Source organism: Hephaestia mangrovi (assembly GCF_019880555.1).
Classification (GTDB): Bacteria; Pseudomonadota; Alphaproteobacteria; order Sphingomonadales; family Sphingomonadaceae; genus Sphingomonas; species Sphingomonas mangrovi.
Genome location: NZ_JAINVU010000001.1, coordinates 606,484 through 626,914 on the forward strand (window position 1 = coordinate 606,484; position 20,431 = coordinate 626,914).

The 20,431-nt window shown below is 66.7% G+C and carries 16 protein-coding genes; 6 read left to right on the forward strand and 10 right to left on the reverse strand.

Features of this window, described 5'->3' with window-relative positions:
- Window positions 1-3: 3 nt before the first annotated feature.
- Window positions 4-966, forward strand: coding sequence for an NAD-dependent epimerase/dehydratase family protein (locus K7G81_RS02845; protein ID WP_223029207.1), 963 nt, complete (start codon window positions 4-6; stop codon window positions 964-966).
- A 64-nt stretch (window positions 967-1,030) separates the two neighbouring features.
- Here the strand turns inward: K7G81_RS02845 and K7G81_RS02850 are convergent, their stop codons facing one another.
- Together K7G81_RS02850 and K7G81_RS02855 are read right to left on the reverse strand one after the other, a co-directional pair.
- Window positions 1,031-1,828: a LytR/AlgR family response regulator transcription factor gene (locus K7G81_RS02850; RefSeq protein ID WP_223029208.1), complete on the reverse strand. Its 798-nt coding sequence runs from the start codon at window positions 1,826-1,828 to the stop codon at window positions 1,031-1,033.
- Window positions 1,825-2,961 carry a sensor histidine kinase gene (locus K7G81_RS02855; RefSeq protein WP_223029209.1) on the reverse strand — a complete coding sequence of 379 codons (1,137 nt, stop codon included), beginning with the start codon at window positions 2,959-2,961 and terminating at the stop codon, window positions 1,825-1,827. Before K7G81_RS02855 ends, K7G81_RS02850 begins: the two co-directional genes overlap by 4 nt.
- A gap of 115 nt (window positions 2,962-3,076) precedes the next feature.
- Between K7G81_RS02855 and K7G81_RS02860 the strand changes: the two genes are divergently transcribed.
- From K7G81_RS02860 to K7G81_RS02875, 4 genes are read left to right on the forward strand one after another with little or no spacing between them, the layout of a single operon-like run.
- Window positions 3,077-3,469 (forward strand): hypothetical protein, encoded by a 393-nt coding sequence (locus tag K7G81_RS02860; RefSeq protein ID WP_255586498.1) that lies wholly within the window; start codon window positions 3,077-3,079, stop codon window positions 3,467-3,469.
- A gap of 59 nt (window positions 3,470-3,528) precedes the next feature.
- Entirely contained in the window at window positions 3,529-5,859 is a 2,331-nt protein-coding gene (locus tag K7G81_RS02865; RefSeq protein ID WP_255586499.1) for a TonB-dependent receptor, read from the forward strand.
- Window positions 5,856-7,214 carry a PepSY-associated TM helix domain-containing protein gene (locus K7G81_RS02870; RefSeq protein ID WP_223029211.1) on the forward strand — a complete coding sequence of 453 codons (1,359 nt, stop codon included), beginning with the start codon at window positions 5,856-5,858 and terminating at the stop codon, window positions 7,212-7,214. The genes K7G81_RS02865 and K7G81_RS02870 overlap by 4 nt, the downstream gene beginning before the upstream one ends.
- 45 nt (window positions 7,215-7,259) lie before the next feature.
- Window positions 7,260-7,865 carry an HD domain-containing protein gene (locus K7G81_RS02875; protein WP_223029212.1) on the forward strand — a complete coding sequence of 202 codons (606 nt, stop codon included), beginning with the start codon at window positions 7,260-7,262 and terminating at the stop codon, window positions 7,863-7,865.
- A 113-nt stretch (window positions 7,866-7,978) separates the two neighbouring features.
- Here K7G81_RS02875 and K7G81_RS02880 read toward each other — a convergent pair whose 3' ends face one another.
- The 5 genes from K7G81_RS02880 to K7G81_RS02900 all read right to left on the reverse strand — a co-directional run bounded on the left by K7G81_RS02880 (window position 7,979) and on the right by K7G81_RS02900 (window position 16,216).
- The gene (locus K7G81_RS02880; protein WP_223029213.1) at window positions 7,979-10,438 is read right to left on the reverse strand and encodes a TonB-dependent receptor; all 2,460 of its coding nucleotides are present in this window, start codon (window positions 10,436-10,438) and stop codon (window positions 7,979-7,981) included.
- 165 nt (window positions 10,439-10,603) lie between these two features.
- Window positions 10,604-12,688: an NAD-dependent DNA ligase LigA gene (ligA, locus tag K7G81_RS02885; protein WP_223029214.1), complete on the reverse strand. Its 2,085-nt coding sequence runs from the start codon at window positions 12,686-12,688 to the stop codon at window positions 10,604-10,606.
- 70 nt (window positions 12,689-12,758) lie between these two features.
- Window positions 12,759-13,427, reverse strand: a complete 669-nt coding sequence (locus K7G81_RS02890; RefSeq protein ID WP_223029215.1) for a hypothetical protein — start codon at window positions 13,425-13,427, stop codon at window positions 12,759-12,761.
- 79 nt (window positions 13,428-13,506) lie between these two features.
- A complete protein-coding gene (gene recN, locus K7G81_RS02895) occupies window positions 13,507-15,168 on the reverse strand; it encodes a DNA repair protein RecN (protein WP_223029216.1) in 1,662 nt (553 codons plus the stop codon).
- A gap of 76 nt (window positions 15,169-15,244) precedes the next feature.
- The gene (locus K7G81_RS02900) at window positions 15,245-16,216 is read right to left on the reverse strand and encodes an outer membrane protein assembly factor BamD (RefSeq protein WP_223029217.1); all 972 of its coding nucleotides are present in this window, start codon (window positions 16,214-16,216) and stop codon (window positions 15,245-15,247) included.
- Between the two features lie 138 nt (window positions 16,217-16,354).
- On the opposite strand from K7G81_RS02900, the gene K7G81_RS02905 reads away from it, so the two are divergent.
- Complete coding sequence (locus tag K7G81_RS02905) at window positions 16,355-17,182, forward strand: class I mannose-6-phosphate isomerase (RefSeq protein ID WP_223029218.1); 828 nt, start codon at window positions 16,355-16,357, stop codon at window positions 17,180-17,182.
- Window positions 17,183-17,425: 243 nt separating this feature from the next.
- Here the strand turns inward: K7G81_RS02905 and nagA are convergent, their stop codons facing one another.
- The 3 genes from nagA to K7G81_RS02920 are packed head-to-tail and all read right to left on the reverse strand — an operon-like array spanning window position 17,426 to window position 20,380.
- Window positions 17,426-18,586 carry an N-acetylglucosamine-6-phosphate deacetylase gene (gene nagA / locus K7G81_RS02910; protein ID WP_223029219.1) on the reverse strand — a complete coding sequence of 387 codons (1,161 nt, stop codon included), beginning with the start codon at window positions 18,584-18,586 and terminating at the stop codon, window positions 17,426-17,428.
- Window positions 18,586-19,626 carry an SIS domain-containing protein gene (locus tag K7G81_RS02915; protein WP_439649519.1) on the reverse strand — a complete coding sequence of 347 codons (1,041 nt, stop codon included), beginning with the start codon at window positions 19,624-19,626 and terminating at the stop codon, window positions 18,586-18,588. Before K7G81_RS02915 ends, nagA begins: the two co-directional genes overlap by 1 nt.
- 19 nt (window positions 19,627-19,645) lie before the next feature.
- Window positions 19,646-20,380 carry a GntR family transcriptional regulator gene (locus tag K7G81_RS02920; RefSeq protein ID WP_223029220.1) on the reverse strand — a complete coding sequence of 245 codons (735 nt, stop codon included), beginning with the start codon at window positions 20,378-20,380 and terminating at the stop codon, window positions 19,646-19,648.
- Window positions 20,381-20,431 lie beyond the last annotated feature (51 nt).

The window sequence follows — 20,431 nt, forward strand, 5'->3', positions numbered from 1 at the left end:
CCGATGAGGGTTCTGCTGACCGGCAGCTCGGGGTGGCTGGGGCGCTTTCTTGCGCCGGCGCTGCGGGATGCCGGGCACGGCGTGATCGGCCTCGACGTCGCGCCGGGCGCGGACACCGCGATCGTCGGCTCGGTGGCGGATCGGAACCTGGTGGACCGCGTTTTCGTGGACCATCGGCCCGACGCGGTGATCCACGCCGCGGCGCTGCACAAGCCCGATATCGCGCGCTATCCGGCGCAGGCGTTCGTCGACGTCAACATTACGGGCACGCTGAACCTGCTCGAAGCCGCGACGGCGCATGGCGCGAGCCGCTTCGTGTTCACCTCGACCACCTCGCTGATGATCTCGCAGGCGATCCGCGACGGTGCGGGCGAGCGTGCGGCGTGGATCGATGAGACGCTGGCGCCGCTCGAACCGCGCAACATCTACGGTGTCACCAAGCTGGCGGCCGAGCAGCTCTGCCGGTTGCAGCACCATCTCCATGGCCTGCCGGTGGTGATCCTGCGCACCGCGCGCTTCTTTCCGGAGGAAGACGACACGCATCGTGCGCTCGACGGCGAGAATATGAAAGCCAACGAGCTGCTCCATCGCCGGCTGACGGTCGAGGATGCGGCCGAGGCGCATCTCGCCGCGCTCGATCGCGCGCCGGCGCTGGGGTTCGATACGTTCATCCTGTCGGCGCCAACGCCGTTCGATCGCGGTGATGCGGCGGCGCTCAAGAGCGACGCGGCAACCGTGATCGCGCGCTATTTTCCCGAGGCGGCCGCGCTGTACGCCGCGCGTGGCTGGTCGCTGCCCGCCTCGATCGACCGCGTCTATGATGCGGCACATGCCGCAAACCGTCTCGGCTTCCGTTGCCGCACCGACTTTGCCACGGCGCTAGAGGCGCTGCGCGATGGCGCGCCATTGCCGTTTGCGCATGACGCCGCCTATCAATCGCCCGCGCTGGGCCGATTGTCGGCCTGATCGGCGCTGCGCGCCTCGCCGCGCCGGGCGTCGATCCCGGCTAGCGAGGCGCGCCAAGCGTCGCTCAATGGACGAAGCGCGCCACCACGTCGCGATAGGAGCGGCTGACCTTCACTTGCGCGCCCGAGCCGAGCACCAGGAAGCATTCGCCATTGGTGTGCGGCTTCACCTCGCGGACGAGATCGAGATTGACGATCGTCGAGCGGTGGACGCGCTGGAAACGACGCGGGTCGAGACGCTTTTCGAGATCCTTCATCGTCTCGCGCAGGATCAGGTTCCGGTCGCCGGTATAGATCACCATGTAATCGCCGGCGGCATCGATCCGCTCGATCGTGTCGACATCGACGCGGAAAATCTGCCCCTGATCCTTGATGTTGATGAGCTTCTCATACCGGCTGGACGCCATCTCGCTGCCGTCAGTGAAACCTTCGGCGGCCTCCGGGGCGACCTCGGCGAGGACTTCCTTGAGCTTCTCGATCTCCTCGACGCCGCGCTTTTCGGTCAGGCGCTGGCGGACGCGGTCGAGCGTGTCGGCGAGCCGCGATTCCTCGACCGGCTTCATCAGATAATCGACTGCCTGCGCCTCGAACGCGCGGATCGCGTGATCCGAATAAGCGGTGACGAAGACGAACAGCGGCGGCTCGACTTCCATCAGCCCCTGGACGACGGAGAAGCCGTCGAATCCGGGCATCTGGATATCGAGAAACACCAGATCGGGCTTGTTGGTCTTGATCGATCTGATCGCCTCGCGGCCGTTGGTGCATTTGTCGATGATCTCGACATCCTCATGGTTCTGGAGGCGCAACTCCAGCCCCTGGATGGCGAGCGGTTCGTCGTCGACGAGGATGGTACGTATGGTCATGCGGCTTCTCGTGCTGGTTCCTCGAGTTGGAACGGTATCTCGATTTCAACACCGAACCCGCCCCCGCGGTTCGATCGGGTTTCAAAACGGTGATCCGGCCCGAAGGCCTGGGCTAGCCTGTCCCTGATATTGGCCAGCCCGACACCGGTTGAAAGGCTTGGACGTGGTTTCGTTCCGTGAACACCGGGGCCGGTGTCGGATACGGTGATCTGCACCCTCTCACCGATGAGCCGAGCCGAAACGGCGATCTCGGCGCCCTCTTCCTTGGGCGTGACCGCATATTTGATCGCATTTTCGACCAAAGGCTGAAGCAGCAGCGAGGGCAGGCGTGCCTTGGCGACGCGCGGATCGATGTCGAAACGCGGGCGCAGGCGATCCTCGAAGCGCATCTTCTCGATCTCGAGGTAGAGCTTCAGCGTCTCGATCTCCTGCGCGATCGTGACATTGGCGGTCGGCTCGTTGGCGAGCGTGTAGCGCAGGAAGGAGGAAAGGCGGCTCAACATCGAATTGGCGCGCTCGGTCTGCTTCAGCAGCACCAAGGTCGAGATCGAGTTGAGCGTGTTGAACAGAAAATGCGGGTTGAGCTGGTAGCGCAGCATTGCAAGCTGCGCCGAAGAGGCCTGGGTTTCCAGCCGCTGGAGCTGATCGATCTGATCCTCGACGATCAGATAATAATTGATCCCGTAATAGAGCGCCGACCAACCGGCGAGCACGATGAAGGCGATGTAGATCGAACCGAACACCAGGTGCATCGGGCTGCCGCCGCCCGACGACGAGTTGAGGATCGAGAAGGCAAAGGCGTCGAGCACCGCGAACAGGAAGGTCGCCGCCGCCAGCGTCGCAAGCGCGAGCAGAATGCCCGAGAATTGCGGCAGCCTGCGGCGATAGAGGCCATAGAGCGTCGACAGCAGCAAGGTGATGCAATAGCCGATGATCGCTTCCATCACGTTGCCGATCAGGCCCTTGAGCGGCTGATCCCCGGCGATCGTGGGCAGGCTGCGCAGCAACAGATAGCCGGTCCAGCCCGCCGCCTGCAGCATCCAGAAGGCGCGGTTCTTGTCCTCGAAGAATGGGCGCGCGAAGATGCCCGGCTTGATCGGGCTGCTCGCCTTCACGGCGGGGTCGAGGCGCATCGGCCGCATTGGCCCACATATAGCGGTTGGCGCGCGCGCGGAAAGGGCGTGTTGCCGCTTGTTTCGTGCCGGCCACGGTGGCAGGGCGCGGGGCGCGATGCACGCGCTGCGATCCTTGACGACAGGCCAACGCCGGCTGCTGCTGGCGCTGTTCGCCTGCGCGATGGTGCTGAGAATCGCGATTCCCGAAGGCTGGATGCCGATAACCGACGCCAGCGGCACGCGGCTGACGATCTGCACCGGCATGGGGCCGGTCGAGACGATGGCCGACATGGCGGGCATGGCCGGCATGAGCCATCACAAGGCGCCGATCGGACACGATCAGGGCGACCATCCGTGCACCTTCGCCGGGCTGGGCCTGGCCGCGGCGCTGCCCGATCTGCCGCCGGCGCCGAAGCTGCCTGTAACGATCGCGGTGCCGACGCTGATCGTGCTCGGCGTGATCGCGGTCGGTCGCGGGCTCGCTGCGCCACCGCCGCCGGCCACCGGACCACCCGCGCTCGCCTGACATCGCCGGCGCGCCCGTCGTGGCGCGCCCGACATTGTTCAGGTGAGGAAATTCAATCAATGCGCTATTCCATCGGCGCGCCGACACGCGCGCTCGTCTGCCTGTCCGCCATCGCGGCGGCCACCGCGATGGCGGCGGGGCAGGACCAAGCCACCAAATCCGATCAGGACATTCTGGTCGTCGGCCAGCGATCGGCGCCGATCTCGATCGAGCCGCGCGGGCTTTCGGTCAGCCTCGGCGACGACCAATTCGGCGGCGTCAACGCGACCAATGTCGAGGATCTGATCAAATATGCGCCCGATTTCTTCGTGCGCACGCGCTTCATCGGCGACAACAATGCGGTGCCCGGCTTTCGCGGCACGCATTCGACGCAATCGGCGCGCAGCCTGGTAATGGTCGACGGCTTCGTCATTTCCAATTTCCTCGGCAATTCGTTCAGCTATCCGCCCGCCTGGGGAATCGTCGGGCCCAATGAGGTGAGCCAGTTCGATATCGTCTACGGGCCCTATTCGGCGCGCTATCCGGGCAATTCGATGGGCGGGATCGTCAACATCACCACCCGCGCGCCGACCAGGAACGAGGTATTCGGCACCGCGCAGGGCTTCGTCCAGCCGTACCATCAATATGGCAGCGACGAGGATCTTTACGGCTATTCGCTGGAAACCGGCTTCGCGCTCAAATCGGCGAAGAGCCCGCTGGGGCTGCGTGTCTCGGTGCGGCGGCTGCGCAACCAGGGGCAGCCGATGCAATGGTATCAGTTCGGCTATTCGGCGACGCTCTACGATCGGCCCGATGCCGGCACGCCCGTCACCGGCGCCTATCAGGATAATCGGCTGGTCCCGGTGAGCGGCGCCGACGGCATCGTGTCCCCGGTGATCGGCGATTATTCCTACACCGCTTCGCGACAGGATCAGGCGCGCGCGCAACTGCGCTACGATCGCGGCGACGTCCATGCCGAGGCGCTGTTCACTTATTGGTGGAACCGTGAGGAGACGCTGCACCCCAAAACCTATCTGCGCGACGCCGATGGCAATCCCTTCTATGGCGACGCGACCGGGATCGTCAGCTTCGGCGGGCACAGTTACACGCTCAATCCCAATTCGACCTTTCGCCTCGGCATCGCCAGCAAGGACGAGTGGCTGGCCGGGCTCAAGCTGGAAGCGCCGCTTGCCGGGTTCGACGTCCGCACCAATCTCTCGACGCTGCGCTTCGCCCGGCAGGACAGCCGCAGCTCGAGCGGCTATGCGGCGGGAATCAGCGACGGGCCGGGGCAGTTCACCCGCCAGGGGCCGACCGGCTGGTATACCGGCGACCTCACCGTCACCCGCACCGCGGGCGCGCACGATATCGCGTTCGGCCTCAACTCGAACCTCTACCAGACCGACCAGAGCGTGTTCGCGACGCGCGACTGGCGCGCGGCCAGCGACCGATCGCTGACGACGCGGACGTTCGGGCGGACGCGGGCGATCGGGGTTTATGCCGAGGATGCGATCAGCCTGGGCAGCGCGACGCTGCTGACGCTCGGCGCGCGCGAGGATTGGTGGCGCGCGTATGACGGCGGGCTCACCGCCAGGGTGAGCGACGGGCTGGCAACGCAGCGTTACGCCGGGCGGACGGCAAGCGCGTTCAGCCCCAAGCTGGCGCTGCGCCACAGCTTCGGCGGCGACTGGACGGCCGAATTGAGCCTCGCCGAGGCGACGCGCTTCCCGACCGTGGGCGAGCTGTTCCAGGGCGCATTGAATGGCGACGGGACGTTCAACCAGAACAGTTTCGATCCCAATCTGAAGCCCGAAAAGAGCAAGGATGCCAACCTGCTCGTCCGCCATGCCTTCGGGCCGGTAGCGGTGACGGGGAGCCTGTTCTACCAGCGCATCCGCGACGCGATCTTCAGCTTCACGGGCTTCAACCAGAACGGGGTATCGACCTCCAATTTCAAGAATATCGACGCGACCCGGCAATATGGCGCCGAGCTGATCGCCGAGACGCATGACTGGCCGGCGCGCGGGCTCGATATCGACGCCAACGCGGCGTGGATCGACGCGATCACCGCGAAGAACGCGGCCGATCCCGCCTCGGTGGGCGTGCAGTTTCCGCGCATCCCGCGCTGGCGATTGAACGGCAACCTGCGCTGGCGGCTGGCGCCGCGCTTCCAGGCGGTGGTGGGCGTGCGTTATGCCAGCCGGCCGAACACCGATCTCGACGGGCAGCTGCGTGGCGACGCTTATGGCTATACCTCGGAGCTGTTCGCGCTCGATCTCAAGGGCAATGTGGATGTGACGGATAAAGTGCGCTTTTCGGCGGGCGTCAACAACCTGACCGATGATCGCGCCTGGGTCTATCATCCCTATCCGCAGCGCACCTTCTTCGTCGAGGCGGGGGTGAAGTTATGAGCGTCCATCCGCCGGGCACGCGCTGGTATAATGCGGTGTGGCGCTGGCATTTCTATGCCGGGCTGCTGTGTGTGCCGCTGGTGCTGTGGCTGGCGGCGACCGGCACGATCTATACGTGGCGGCCGCAGATCGAGGCGTGGCTCGACCGGCCGTACGAGCATCTCGCGCCGCACGGCCCCCTGGCGTCGCCCGATGCCGAGGTGGCCGCGGCGCTCGCCGCGGTGCCGGGGGCGAGGCTGCACAAATACCAGCTCCCCGCCGCGCCCGACGATGCGGTGCAGATCGTCGTCGGCTCGGTGGGCGGGGAGACGCGCGTGTGGCTCGATCCGACCACGACGCGGGTGCTCAAGGTCGAGCGCGAGGAGCGGCGGCCGATGCGGCTCGTCTTCCATCTCCACGGCGAGTTGCTTGCCGGGCCTGCAGGGAGCGTGCTGGTCGAGACCGCGGCATGCTGGGCGATCGTCATGCTGCTCACCGGCCTTTATCTGTGGTGGCCGCGCGGGCGGCGAGGGCTGGCGGGCGTGCTCTACCCGCGGTTGCGCGGCGGCAAGCGCGTGTTCTGGCGTGACCTGCATGCGGTTTCGGGCATCTGGGTGTCGGTCGCGGCGCTGTTCCTGATCGTCACCGGGCTGCCCTGGGCGCAGGCGTGGGGCAGCTATCTGCGCGAGATCCGCCAGGTGACGGGCACGCTCGACGGCCCGGTCGACTGGACGATCGGCGGACGACACCCCGGCGCGGCCGACGATCCGATGCTCGGCGACCATGCCGAACATGGCGGGATGACGATGCGCCATGCCGCGCCCAGGCCCGGCGAGCTGGCACGCGTGATCGCCGCGGTGCGGCCGCTCCATATCGCCGGGCCGGTGCTGATCGCGCCGCCGCTTGCCGGCAGGGCGGGCTGGACGGCGACATCGGATGCCGCCGACCGGCCGCTGCGCAGCGAGGCGGTGATCGACGGCGCGACCGGCGCGGTGCTCGCGACCAGGGGGTTCGCGCAACGCCATTGGATCGACCGGCTGGTCGGCTATGGCATCGCGATCCACGAGGGCGCGTTTTTCGGCCTCGCCAACCAGATTGCCGGGACGGTGACGGCGCTGCTGCTCGCGGCGCTCTCCGTGTCCGGCGTGGTGATGTGGTGGCGCAGGCGCCCGACCGGGTCGCTCGGCGCGCCGGTGCCGCTCCGCCGGCCGCGCTTCGGCGGGGTGCTGATCGCGGCGATCGTCGCGCTCGGCCTCTATTTGCCGATGTTCGGAGTGACGCTGATCGCGGTGCTGCTGGTCGAGCGCTTGCTGCTGCGGCACCTGCCGGGGGCGCGGCGCTGGCTCGGGTTGAAGGCGATGCCGATGCAGGGCTGACAGCGCGCGGCGGCAGGCGTAGATTCGGCCCAAGGAGAGAGAACCATGGCCGATATCGATGCGGCGCCGACGCGTGCGCGATTCACCGCGATGACCGAGGGCACGCAGGAGGACTGGACGGCGATCAGCCGCCATTTCATGGAATTCGCGGCGAAACTGCCCGATCGCGTGCTGGCCCACCTCAAGCTGCTCGACGGCGATTACGGCGGCTTCCCGGTCGATCGCCTCCAACATTCGCTGCAGACCGCGACGCGCGCGCATCGCGCCGGGCGGGCTGAGGATTATGTCGTCATGGCGCTGATCCACGACATCGGCGACACGCTGGGCAGCTTCAATCACCCCGAGATTGCCGCGGCGATACTGCGCCCGTTCGTTTCCGAGGAACTCCACTGGGTCGCCGAGAAGCACGGCGTGTTCCAGGGCTATTATTTCTTCCATTATATCGGCGCGGATCGCGACATGCGCGAGGCCTGGCGCGGCCATCCGCATTTCCAGGCATGTGCCGAATTTTGCGAAAAATACGATCAGGCGGCGTTCGATCCGGCGTATGAAAGCGCGCCGCTATCGTTCTTCGAGCCGATGGTCCGCCGCGTCTTCGCGCGACCGATCAACAGCATCTACGCCAAGGCCGCGAGCGAGGCCGCTGCCTGATACTCGGCTCGGGTCGTGTGACCCCGTCATAATCGCATCGTTCACGCCCTGAAAAGAAAAACGCCGCCCCAGCATGGCTGGGACGGCGCCTTTCGCTTTTCTGATCGAAGCGATCAGAACTGGACGTTGAGCGTCGCCGACATGGTGCGCGGGGCACCGATGTAGGTGAACGGATCGTTCGACGCGGCTAGCGCGCCGCCGAAGCTGCCCGGATAGACGACGTCGAACAGGTTGGTGACGTTGAACTGCAGCCAGGTCTTGTCGTTGAGACCCGCCCAGCCGAGGTTCAGACGCGCGTCGGCGTTGACGACGTTATAGGCCGGCGAGGTCTTGCCGAGGTTGACCGGATCGCCACCGCCATAAGGCGTGTAGATCAGATCGACGTTCTGGTCGTTCAGGTAACGCTTGCCGGTGCGCTTGGCCTCGACGCCGAAGCGGACCGGGCCAAGATCGACATCGATGCGGCCGCCGAGCGTATAGACCGGCGCGCCCGATTCACGCTTGCCCTTGGTGATGACGTAGATCGGGTTGCCATCGCCATCGACGCCGGTCTGGACGTTGTCCTGGATCTCCGACTTCAGCCACGAGCCGAACGCATAGAGCGAAACCTGCTTGATCGGCTGGTAGGAGACGCTGCCGTCGATGCCGTACTTATGCACGGTGCCGAGGTTGCGATAGGTCGTCGTGTCGGTGATCGGATCGTAGGACGAGGCCAGACGGTTCTGGAAGATCGTCAGCCACGGGCCAACCTGGGCCTGGATCTTGCTGCTGGTGTAGCGCAGGCCGGCATCGAAATTGTCCGTGGTTTCCGGGGTCGGATTCACGAACTGGTCGGTGCCGTAGAAATACAACGCCTGATACAGATTGTCCGTGCCCGGAACCTGCTCGCCCTTCGAATAGCTGGCATAGATCTGGAAGGCCGGCGTGAAATTGTACGTCACGTTGGCCGCGGGCAGGAACTTGTTGTACGTCAGCGACGCATCGACCGGGCCGGTCGCGTCCGGGTTGGCAGCGGCATAAGCAGCCTGATCGGCGGCATCGCCGGCCACGCAATCGACATAGCCGTTTGCGCCAGTGGTGAAGCAATATTGATGCAGGTTACGCTTCATCATGGCGTAGCTGACGCCGAGATCGACACGCAGTGCATCGTTCAGGAAGTTGCCGCGATATTCGGCGCCGACCTTGTCCAGGATGGCGAACGACTTGCGATCGCGCTTGTTGACGACCGCGCCATTGGCCGCCGTGATCGGATCGTTGATCGGGAACGGGTCCTTCGCCTGGCCATTGGCAAGCAGATATCCCACCTGGCCGCTCTGGCGATGACGGCCATAATCGTGCGTGTAGGCGATACGGACCGACTGGCCATCGGTGATCTTCCACAGCAGCGAGCTGGTGATCGTGTAGCGATGCGTGACCGTCTGGCTGGGGGCGTGCAGGCTGACGGTATCCAGCAGGTCGCCGTCGCCGTTCAGATCTTCGCCGAAGTAATATTTATTGCCGATATAGCCATACAGGCCGTCGGGGCTGGCGCCCTCCGTGCCGGTGACGGTGTTGCCGCCGCCATTGGCCTTGACGTAGGAGAACGAGGGATCGACCGTCAGAATGATGTTGTCGGCGAGGTGGAACGACGAGGCGATACGGATATTGCCCGTGTTCGACGGGTTCAGGCCCTCGGCATAGTTGGTGCCGCACTTATTCGGATTGTCCTGAACACCCGGGGTTGCGGCGGCAACCTGGCAGCGATCGAGCTGCAGGTCGCGATCGTTCTTGTCGAGCGGGAACTCGTCGAAATAAACGTCGGTCGTGTTGTTGTTGCGATTGACGTTGTAGTTGCCGGCGATCGAGATGAAGTCGCCGTTGCTGCCGATCGGCTGGTAGATCTTGGCGTTGTACGCGGCCTTACGGATCTTGCCCTTCGGATTGTAGACGGTGCGATAATCCTGGTGCGTGGCCGAAATCCACGCCTTGGTGCCCCACGGGGTGAACACGCCGGTGTTGAACAGGCCGAACACGCGGAACATGTCCTGATCGCCGATCGAGCCCTTGAGCTGGGCGCTGATATTGTCGGTCGGGACGATCGTGGTGTAGGCGACGGTCGAGCCCGAGGCCGAGGCCGAGGGGCTGTCGATATCGACCGAACCCAGCGTCACGTTGACCTGATCGATCAACTCGGGATCGATCTGCTGGTTCGAATAGATTGCATAGTTGCCGGTGTCGTTGAGCGGCAGGCCATCGACGGTCTGCAGGATGCGGCTGGCGTCGAAGCCGCGGATCGACAGCGAGCCGCCCGACGAGCCATAGCCGTCATAGCTGTTGAAGCTCACGCCCGGCAGCATGTTGATCATCTCGTCGACCGACTGGCCGGCGGTTTCGTGGCTGAAGAACTTGTTGGTCAGTTCGACGCGCGTCTTGCCGGTATCGGGAATCTTGACGCCGGCGACGTCGGTCGAGCGCGTGCCGGTGACGACGATGTCGCCCTTTTCGAATTCGAGCGTACCGGTCGACTGGGCATAAGCCGCGCCCGGGATCATCAGCGCGGCAAAAGCCACGCCCGCGTAGAGCTTCTTGTGCATTTGAGTGTCTTCCCCTGAGGAACCTAGTAGCGCGGCCAATTGGCAGCAGTCCTGCGACCCCCGCGCCGTAGCCGGCCTCTGCCCCTCAAATATTTCCTTTAGATGACAGTCAATCTTCTTGAACGCAGGTGCAGCAAATGGGTGAAAACGCGTTGCAAAAAAGCATCACCGCGCGGCGGCGACGATCGCGTTCCATTCGGCTTCGTCGATCACCTTAACCCCCAGTTCTGCCGCCTTTTTCAGCTTGGAGCCGGCGCCCGGCCCGGCAATTACCAGGTCGGTCTTGGCGGAAACCGATCCTGACACGCGCGCGCCCAGCGCCTCGGCCTGGGCCTTGGCTTCGTCGCGGGACAGGGTCTCCAGCGTGCCGGTGAACACCAGAGTCTGCCCGCTGACCTGCGACTCGCGGATTTCGGCGGCATAGGGCCGGGGGTGCACCTCGCCGAGCAGGTCCGCCCATGCCTCGCGATTGTGCGGCTCGGCGAAGAAATCGACCAGCGCCTGCGCCACCACCGGGCCGACGCCATCGACCGCGGTAAGCTCGGCCAGCGCGGCCTCGTCGTCTGCCGCGCGGGTGGCGACCTCTGCGATCGCCTCGACCGTGCCGAACGCCCGAACGAGGTCGCGCGCCGTCACCGCGCCGACGTGGCGGATGCCGAGCCCGAACAGGAAGCGCGCCGGATCGGGCTCGCGCTTGGCCTCTATCGCGGCGAGCAGATTGTCGACCGATGTCTCCGCCCAGCGCTCGCGCCCGATCAGCGCCTCGCGCTTGTCGTGCAGGCGGAAGATGTCGGCCGGCGAATGGAGCAGGCCGTCACGGAAGAAGCTCTCGACGCTGGTTGCGCCGAGCCCCTCGATGTCCATCGCGCCGCGGCTGGCGAAATGACGCAGCCGCTCGACGCGCTGCGCCGGGCAGATCAGGCCACCGGTGCAGCGGATATCGACTTCGCCTTCCTCGCGCACGGCGTCGGAGCCGCATTCGGGGCAGGTGTCGGGAAAATGCCAGGCCGGCCGCTCGACATCGCGCGTCAGATTCTCGACGATCTGCGGGATGACATCGCCGGCGCGCTGCAGCACGACGCGATCGCCGGGGCGGACGCCGAGCCGGGCGACCTCGTCGGCATTGTGCAGCGTCGCGTTGGTGACGACGACGCCGCCGACCGTGACCGCTTCGAGCCGGGCGACGGGGGTGAGTTTGCCGGTGCGGCCGACCTGGATGTCGATCCGTTCCAGCGTGGTCTGCGCGCGTTCGGCGGGGAATTTGTGCGCCAGCGCCCAGCGCGGCGCGCGGCCGACGAAACCGAGCCGCTCCTGCCAGTCTATCCGGTCAAGCTTGTATACTACGCCATCGATGTCGAAAGGCAGGTCGGCGCGAGCGGCTTCGATCTTGCGATATTGGGCGAGGGCGCCAGCGAGATCTACAGGACCGGCAAACAAATTCGAGACTGGAAAGCCACCGTGGATAAAATGAGCTATGATCGCGCTTTGCGTCTTGCCAGGCAGCGCGCTTACATCACCCCAGCCCCAGGCGAAGAAACGCAGTGGGCGAGACGCTGTCACGTTCGGGTTCTTCTGGCGGAGCGATCCAGCCGCGGCATTGCGGGGATTGGCGAATTGGCGTGGTTCTTTGCCAGTCCCCTCAGCCTCGGCAAGCAGGCGTTCATTTAAGGCAAGAAAATCCGCCTTGGCCATATAGACTTCGCCGCGAATCTCGAAAACCTCGACGGGGCCGAAATCCTCCTCAGGCAGAAAATCGGGAATGTCTGCGATGGTACGGACATTCTCAGTGACGTCCTCACCGATCTGACCGTCACCGCGCGTCAGCGCCCGCACCAACCGGCCTTCCTCATAGCGCAGCGAGCATGACAGCCCGTCGATCTTCGGCTCGGCGGTGAGGATCACCGGTTCGGCATCGTCGAGCCGCAGGAAGCGGCGGATACGTGCGACGAATTCCGCGACCTCCTCGTCCGAAAACGCGTTTTCGAGGCTCATCATCGGCCGCGCATGCGCCACCTTGGCAAGATGTTCGGCGGGCGCCGCGCCGACCTGGCGGCTCGGCGAATCGGCGCGGACGAGCTGCGGGAAGGCCGCCTCGATCGCCGCGTTTTCGCGGATCAGCGCATCGTAATCCGCGTCCGAAATCTCCGGCGCGTCCTCGGTATGATAGAGCCGATTGTGCCGCGCGATCTCGGCAGCGAGAAAGGCGAGGCGGTCGGCGGCTTCGGTGTCGGTTGCGGGCAGCGCGGTCATGGCCGACCGCTACCCGAAGCCGCCGTAAAACGACAAGCGCTCGTTAGTGGCTGACCCTAAGCCCTGGCCGTCACACCTCGAAATAATTGTCGCAGGTGAACAACACGCCGTCACCATCCGGCGTCAGATACGAATCGGCATATTCCTCGGCATCGCCATCGGCGGTGAGGCCGAGGTCGCGCGCGGTATCGTCGTTCTTGCTCGCCTTGCTCAGCACGAAGCCGGCATTGCGCAGCGCCGCGGCGACCTGCGCTTGCGGATCGCTGAAGCGGATCTTGAGCCCGGTGCTCTCGCCGCCGAAATAACTGTAGTGGATCAGCCGCGTGACGTGCAGCCCCAGCCATTGCCCGTCGAGCGGCAGGCCGAATTCCCAAGAGCCATTGTCATCCTTGCTGATCTGTTTGGCCGCGACCGTGACGGGTGCGTCATACCCTGGCGGTGTTACCGGGGCGTCGACGAAATGATAGTCGCCACGACTCGTCGCTTCTTCCATTTTGGTGATCAAGCCGGACAGCGTCTTGCCGGGTTCGCAGCGCGCCGGCTTGTCGAAGCCCAGCAGGGTGGCGAGGTCGCGCGGTGCCGGCGTGGGCTGGGGCGTGGGCTGGGGCGCGGTCGCCGCTTCGTTGGCGGCGGTGAGATTGCTCGCGCCTGCGGTGTTGGTGGTGCCGGCCTTGGTCGCCGTACTGCCGGAGCAGGCGGTTACGGCCAATGCCATGCAGCCGATCAGGATCGTCTTCATCTTTCCCCCCGTTTTGTTTCCCTTGAAGGAGAACAGGTTAGACGGGAAACGTGATCCAGATCAAGATTGACGCCAATCGCTAGGCAGCGTCGAGCAGGCGTTCGGCCTGGGCGCGGGCTTCGTCGGTGATCGTCGCGCCGGACAGCATGCGGGCGATTTCCTCGCGTCGCGCGGTCTCGTCGAGCGCGGCGACGCCGGTGCGCGTGACGATGCCGTCGTGGCTCTTGGCGATCAGCAGGTGCTGGCGCCCGCGCGCCGCGACCTGCGGGCTGTGTGTCACGACGAGCACCTGCGCGCCCTGCGCAAGCCGGGCGAGGCGCTCGCCGATCGCGCTCGCCACCGCGCCGCCGACGCCGCGATCGATCTCGTCGAAGATCATCGTCGCCGCGCCGCCTTCCGCGGCCAGCGCGACCTTGAGCGCGAGGATGAAGCGCGACAGCTCGCCGCCGCTGGCGATCTTCGCGAGCGGGCCGAACGGCGCGCCGGGGTTGGTCGCGATCTCGAAGGTGACGCGATCGTGCCCGGCGGCCGACCATTGCGCCTCGGGCAGCGGCGCGATCACCGTGCGGAACCGCGCGGCATCGAGCTTGAGCGGGACCAGCTCGGCCGCCACCGCAGCGTCGAGCCGGCCAGCGGCCTCGCGCCGCGTCGCGCCCAGCGCATCGGCGGCGGCGATATAGGCATCGCGCGCGCGGGCAGCGTTCGCCTCGAGCGTGGCGATTCCCTTGGCGCCGCCGGTGATGCGATTGAGCCGCGCGGCAAGCTCGATCGCGAGTGCCGGCAAGTCGTCGGGCTGGACGCGATGCTTGCGCGCCAGCCCGCGCAGGTCGAACAGCCGCGCCTCGTCGGCATCGAGCCGCGCGGGATCGAAGGCGAGGGCGTTGGCCGCGGCGTCGATCCGGTCCTGCGCCTGCGCGCCCTCGATGATTGCGCGGTCGATCGCCGCCAGCGCCTCGGCCAGCGCTTCGTGGTCGCCCGAAACGCGATCGAGGATGCGCGCCGCCTGGCGCAAGCGCGCTAGCCCGCCTTCGGAACCATCGAGCAGGTCGGCGATCGCCTGCAGGTCGCCGGCGATTTTCTCGCCGCGCTGCATCGCCGCGCGCCGCTCGGCGAGTTCCTCCTCCTCGCCGGGTTGCGGGGCGAGCGCGGTCAGCTCTGCGACGGCATGTTCGAGATATTCGCGATCGCGATCGGCATTTTCCTGTTCGGCCCGCGCCTCGGCCAGCGTTGCCGCAGCAGCCTGCCAATCGCGCCACGCTGCCGCGACAGCCGCGCCGTCGGCATTGGCGAAAGCGTCGAGCAGCGCGCGATGGCCGCGCGCGTCGAGCAGGCCGCGATCGTCATGCTGGCCGTGGATCTCGACCAGCGCGCCGCTCAGTTCACGCAGCAATCCGGCCGAGACCGGCTGGTCGTTGACGAACGCGCGGCTGCCGCCATCGGCCTTGACGACGCGGCGGACGATCAGCGCCTCGCCGGGCGCAACTGCCAGGCCGTTGTCGGCGAGCATGGCAAGCGCGGCATTGTCGGCCGGCGGATCGAAGCTCGCGGTGACGACGGCCTGTGCGGCGCCGGCGCGGACGAGGCCGCTGTCGCCGCGCGCGCCGAGCGTCAGCCCCAGCGCATCCAGCAGGATCGACTTGCCCGCGCCGGTTTCGCCGGTCAGCACGCCGAGCCCGGCGTGGAAATCGAGATCGAGCGCCTCGATCAGGACGACGTCGCGAATGGAGAGCGCGGTCAGCATCGTGCCGCTTCTAGCGCCGGTTCCACCGGCGTGGAAGCAGCACCGGATCGCCTGGCCGCTTTGCCGGGACTAGTCCTCAGTCGTCGCTCGCCGCGCCGCCGGCAGTGCCGCTTGCCGTGGTGCGATCGACCGGGCGCACTGCGGCCGGGCTGGCGGCATTCGGCGCCGTCTCGGTCGCCGTGCCGGGCTGGCCCATGTTGCCGATCGTGCCGGCTTCGCCGCGGGTAACGATCTCGGCACCCGAATTGAGCGTCTTGCTCTGCTCGGGGCCGGGCTTCACCGGATGTTCCTCGATCAGCTTGTAGGCGCGCTGATACCACCAGGTGCCCGGATAATTGGCGCCGAGCACGGCGGCCGCTTGCTTGGCCTGATCGGGCACGCCGAGCTCCAGATAGGTCTCGGTCAGGCGCATCAGCGCCTCGGGGACGTGGGTGGTCGACTGATAGCCGTCGACCACGCGGCGGAAGCGCAGCGCCGCCGCCAGCCACTGGCCGCGCTTTTCGTAATAGCGGCCGATCTCCATTTCCTTGCCGGCGAGGTGATCCTTGACCAGATCGACCTTGAGCCGCGCGTCCTGGGCATAGCGCGAATCGGGATAGCGGCGAATCAGCTCGTTGAGCGAATCGAGCGCCTGCTGCGTGATCTTCTGATCGCGCGTCACGTCGGCGATCTGCTGATAATAATCGAGCGACACGAGGTAGTAGGCATAAGCCGCGTCGGGGCTGCCCGGATGCACCGCGATGAAGCCCTGTGCCGACTGGATCGACTTGGTGTAATCCTGATCGAGATAATAGCTGAACGCGCTCATCAGCTGCGCACGGCGTGCCCAGATCGAATAGGGGTGCTGGCGCTCCACCTCGTCGAACAACGCGGCGGCGAGCTTGTATTGATGCTTGTCGAGCCGGTCTTTCGCGGTGTCGTACAAGGTGCCGACATCCCGCGCGACATAGGGCAGTTCGCCCTTGGTGCGGTTGCGCGCGCAGCCGGCGACGGTGAGCGAGGCGGCGATCAGAACGAGCGCAAGCGGGCGGGACGTGAGATTACGCATGGGCGAGGTCTTTAGCCGACGGTTACGGACGCGAACAATCCCCATTCGTCGCTGACCCGCGGCTGAACGGCGGGATCGGCTGGCGGATCGGCGGCGTTGGAGCTATCGCGCCCACGAACCAAGAACCGAGGAGTCGTCATGCCCGCCACCCTGCTCGCCACCCGCCGCGTCGACAAGCCATGGGGCCGCCACGATCTGTGGCCCGGCTTCGCCGATCCCGCGCCCGATGCCTCGCCGGTCGGCGAAGTGTGGTTCCAGGAGCCAGGCGGCGCCGATCCCGAGCTGCTCGTCAAATATCTGTTCACCAGCGAGCATCTGTCGGTGCAGGTCCACCCGACCGATGCCGAGGCGCAGAAGGCCGGCTATCCGCGCGGCAAGGACGAGGCATGGCTGATTCTCGCCGCCGAGCCCGGCGCGACGATCGCGCTCGGCACCAAGCGGCCGATGAGCAAGGACGAGCTGCGCGCCGCGTCGCTCGATGGTTCGATCGAGCATCTGCTCGACTGGAAGCCGGTCAAGCCGGGCGACTTCATCTATTCCGAAGCGGGCACGGTCCATGCGATCGGCGGCGGGCTGACGCTGATCGAGATCCAGCAGAATGTCGATCTGACCTATCGCCTTTACGATTACGGCAGCGATCGCGAACTGCACCTCGACGAAGGCGTTGCGGTTTCCGATGCGCGGCCGTTCGAGCCGCTGCCCAAGCCGGCGCCGTCGGGCGATCCGGATCGGGTGATCCTGGCCGAGGGGCCGAAGTTCGTCGTCGAGCGCTGGCCGGCGGGCACGCGGCACATTGCGCTGCCCGAGGGCAAGCCCGGCTGGCTGGTGCCGGTGAGCGGCGAGGGCGTGGTCGGCGGCGTCGCCTGGCGCGCGGGCGAATGCGTGATGGTGACCGGCAAGGCCGAACTGCACGCGGAGGAAGGCAGCGACCTGTTGTTCGCCTATCCCGGCGACATGCGGCTTTGACGGGAAGCCTTTCGGCCCAGGGCTTGACGGGTTGTCGGAGCGCCGCGCTTTGAAGTCGGAAGGAAGAGCGGCGCTTCGACAAGCTCAGGGTGAACGGGGGCGGATCGGATAATCGGGGCCTGACATTCACCCCACAATATCGTCATGCTGAACTTGTTTCAGCATCCATGGAGCGACCCCCGCCGGTGCAGGTGACGCCGAGGGAGCACCATGGACCCTGAAACAAGTTCAGGGTGACGGTGCCTAGGAGGATTGGGCGAACCAGATCTTATCCCCCGAGGTTTGTCCGCCGATCCACGTCTCGCGCACGGTGAAATCGTCGTCGAGCAGCACGAGATCGGCGGCGAGCCCGGCGGCGATCGCGCCGCGCGTATCGGCAAGCCGGAGGAATGCGGCGGGCGTGGCCGAGGCCATCGCCGACGCCTGGCGCAGCGTGACGCGGCCCTGCGCAATGACGTTGGCGACGGCGCGCGCCATCGTCAGCGTCGAACCGGCGAGAACGCCGTCGTCGCTCTTGAGCATATCGCCCTCGCGATGGATCGCGCGGCCCTGAAGCACGAACGAATCGGTTTCCACGCCGACCGTCGGCATCGCATCGGTGACGAGCATCAGGTGATCGGTGCCCTTGGCGCGAATCGCGACGCGCAGGCTCGCCGGGTGGAGATGGTGGCCGTCGACGATCACGCCGGCATAGGTCGCGTCGTCCTCCAGCGCGGCGCCGACCATGCCCGGCGCGCGGTTGGCGAGTTGCGACATCGCGTTGAACAAATGGGTGAAGCCGGTAACCCCGGCGTCGATCGCGCCGCGCACGGTGGCGTAATCGGCGTCCGAATGGCCGGCGGCGACGATCACCCCGGCGGCGACGAGCCGCGCGATCTGCGCCGGTGTCGCGCGTTCGGGCGCGAGCGTGACGAGGGTGCGGCCGTGGCGCGCCGAGGCGAGCAGGTCGATCACCGAATCGTCGAGCGGGCGCAGCTTCGATTCGAGGTGGATGCCGTGCCGCTTGGGGCTGAGGAACGGGCCTTCGATATGCACGCCGAGCACGCCGGGCACACCGGCCTCGATTGCGGCATCGCTGGCGGCGATCGCGGCCTCGACGACCGCCAGATCGTCGCTGATCAGCGTCGGCAGCAGGCCCGTGGTGCCGTAGCGGCGATGCGCGGCGGCGATCGTCGCGATCGTCGCGACGCTGGGATCGTCGTTGAGCAGCTTGCCGCCGCCGCCATTGACTTGCGTATCGATGAAGCCGGGCAGCAGCAGCTTGCCCGCGCAATCGACCAGCCGCGCATCGGGCGGTGGGCTCGACGACACGGCGCGGATCGCGCCGTCGTCGATCACCACGCAAACATCGTCGCGCAGCCCCGAAGGCAGCATCACGCGGGCGTTGACCAGTGCCTCGGCCATCAGACGGTCTCGGTCACTTTGGCGAGGTGCGGGGGGCGATCGGGATCGCGGCCGCGCGCCACCGCCAGCGCGTTGGCCAGCCGGTAGAAGCTCTCGATCTCGAGCACCGGCGCGATCAGCGGATCGGCGTCGAGCACCGGCAGCGCGAGGCCCGGCGCACCCGGCAGGCCGGCGTGGATCACCGCCGCCTCGCGGCCGGCGAATTCGGCGGCCAGCTCGGCGACGCTGTCACGGCTTTCGTCGTCCTGACCGAACAGCAGGACCGGGAAACCCTGGTTGACCAGCGCCATCGGGCCGTGGCGCACCTCGGCGGCGCTGAACGCCTCGGCGTGGAAGCCGCAGGTCTCCTTGATCTTGAGCGCGGCTTCCTGCGCGATGCCGAAGGCGTGGCCGCGCGCGACCGCGTAAAGATGCTCGGCCGGAATGAGCAGGGGCAGGGCGGGCGACCAATCGAGCTGCCATGCCCGGTCGAGCAGATCGGGCAGGGCGTCGAGCGCGGCGGTGAGAGCGGCATCCTGCGTCCAGACGGCGACCAGATCGAGCAGCGCGGCGAGGCTGGCGATGAACGACTTGGTCGCCGCGACGCTCTTTTCGGGGCCGGCGCCAAGCGGCAGGCAGGCATCGGCCATCGTCGCCAGCGGCGAGGCCTCGTCATTGACGAGCGAGACCAGCATGGCGCCGCGATCGCGCGCCTGCTCGGCGGCGGCGATCAGGTCCGGGCTGCGGCCCGATTGCGAGATCGCCAGCACCAGCGCGCCGGCCATGTCCGGCACCGCGTCATAGACCGAGGCGACCGACGGCGAGGCCGAGCTGGTCAGCACGCCGGCGCGGCGCTCGATCAGATAGCGGCCGAACGTCGCGGCATTGTCCGAGCTGCCGCGCGCCAGCGTGACGACCGCGCGAGGCGGCGCATCGCGGAGCCTGGCCGCGAGCGCGGCGAGCGGGCCGGCATTGGCCGCGCGCTGGCGGCGCACCGCGGCGCCGGCCTCGGCGGCTTCGTGGAACATCAACGTCGATTCGGCGGTGACGGCGTCGGGCAACTCGTTCCTCCACTGGCCGCTAGCGCGGCGCGACACTCAGTTCGGCGACGAAATCATAAGCGTCGCCGCGATAATAGGATTTGGTGAATTCGACGGTGCGGCCGTCACGGGTGAAGCCGCGGCGTTCGATTTCCAGCCCCGCCGAATCCGCCGGAATGCCGAGCAATTCGGCCTGTTCGGCATTGAACAGCACGGCGCGCAACCGCTGCAGCACCCGCATCGGCCGCGCATCGCCGAGCGCGTCGTAGAGCGACTCGCTGACGGCATCGAGCGATTCGAGCGACCAGGCCGGCACCGTGGCATATTCGAGCGCCATCGACATGCCGTCGGCATAACGGATGCGGGTGAAGCGATAGACCGGGCTGCCGGGGCCGAGGCCGAACGCCATCGCTTCCTCGGGCGTCACGCTGCCTTCCGCGCGCGACAGCCATTCGCTGTGCGGCTGGCGGCCGCGCGCGAGCATGTCTTCGGAAAAGGAGGAGATGGTGGCGAAATTCTTCTCGACGCGCGCGGCGACGAACGTGCCCGCGCCCTGGCGCCGGGTCAGCAGCCGGGCATCGACCAGCCCGTCGAGCGCCTTGCGGACGGTGACGCGCGATACCTTGTAGGCTTCGGCGAGATCGCGTTCGGGGGGCAGTGCCTCGTCGGGCGAGAGGACGTGGCGCTCGATCGCCGAGCGCAGCACGCGCTGCAACTGGAGATAGAGCGGCGCGCTGTCGCCTTCGTCCAGTCTTCCGATGCGTTCGACGACCATCCGCTCCCCCTTGCTCCGGCCGTCTTAAGCCGGTCGATAATGCCTTTTCAA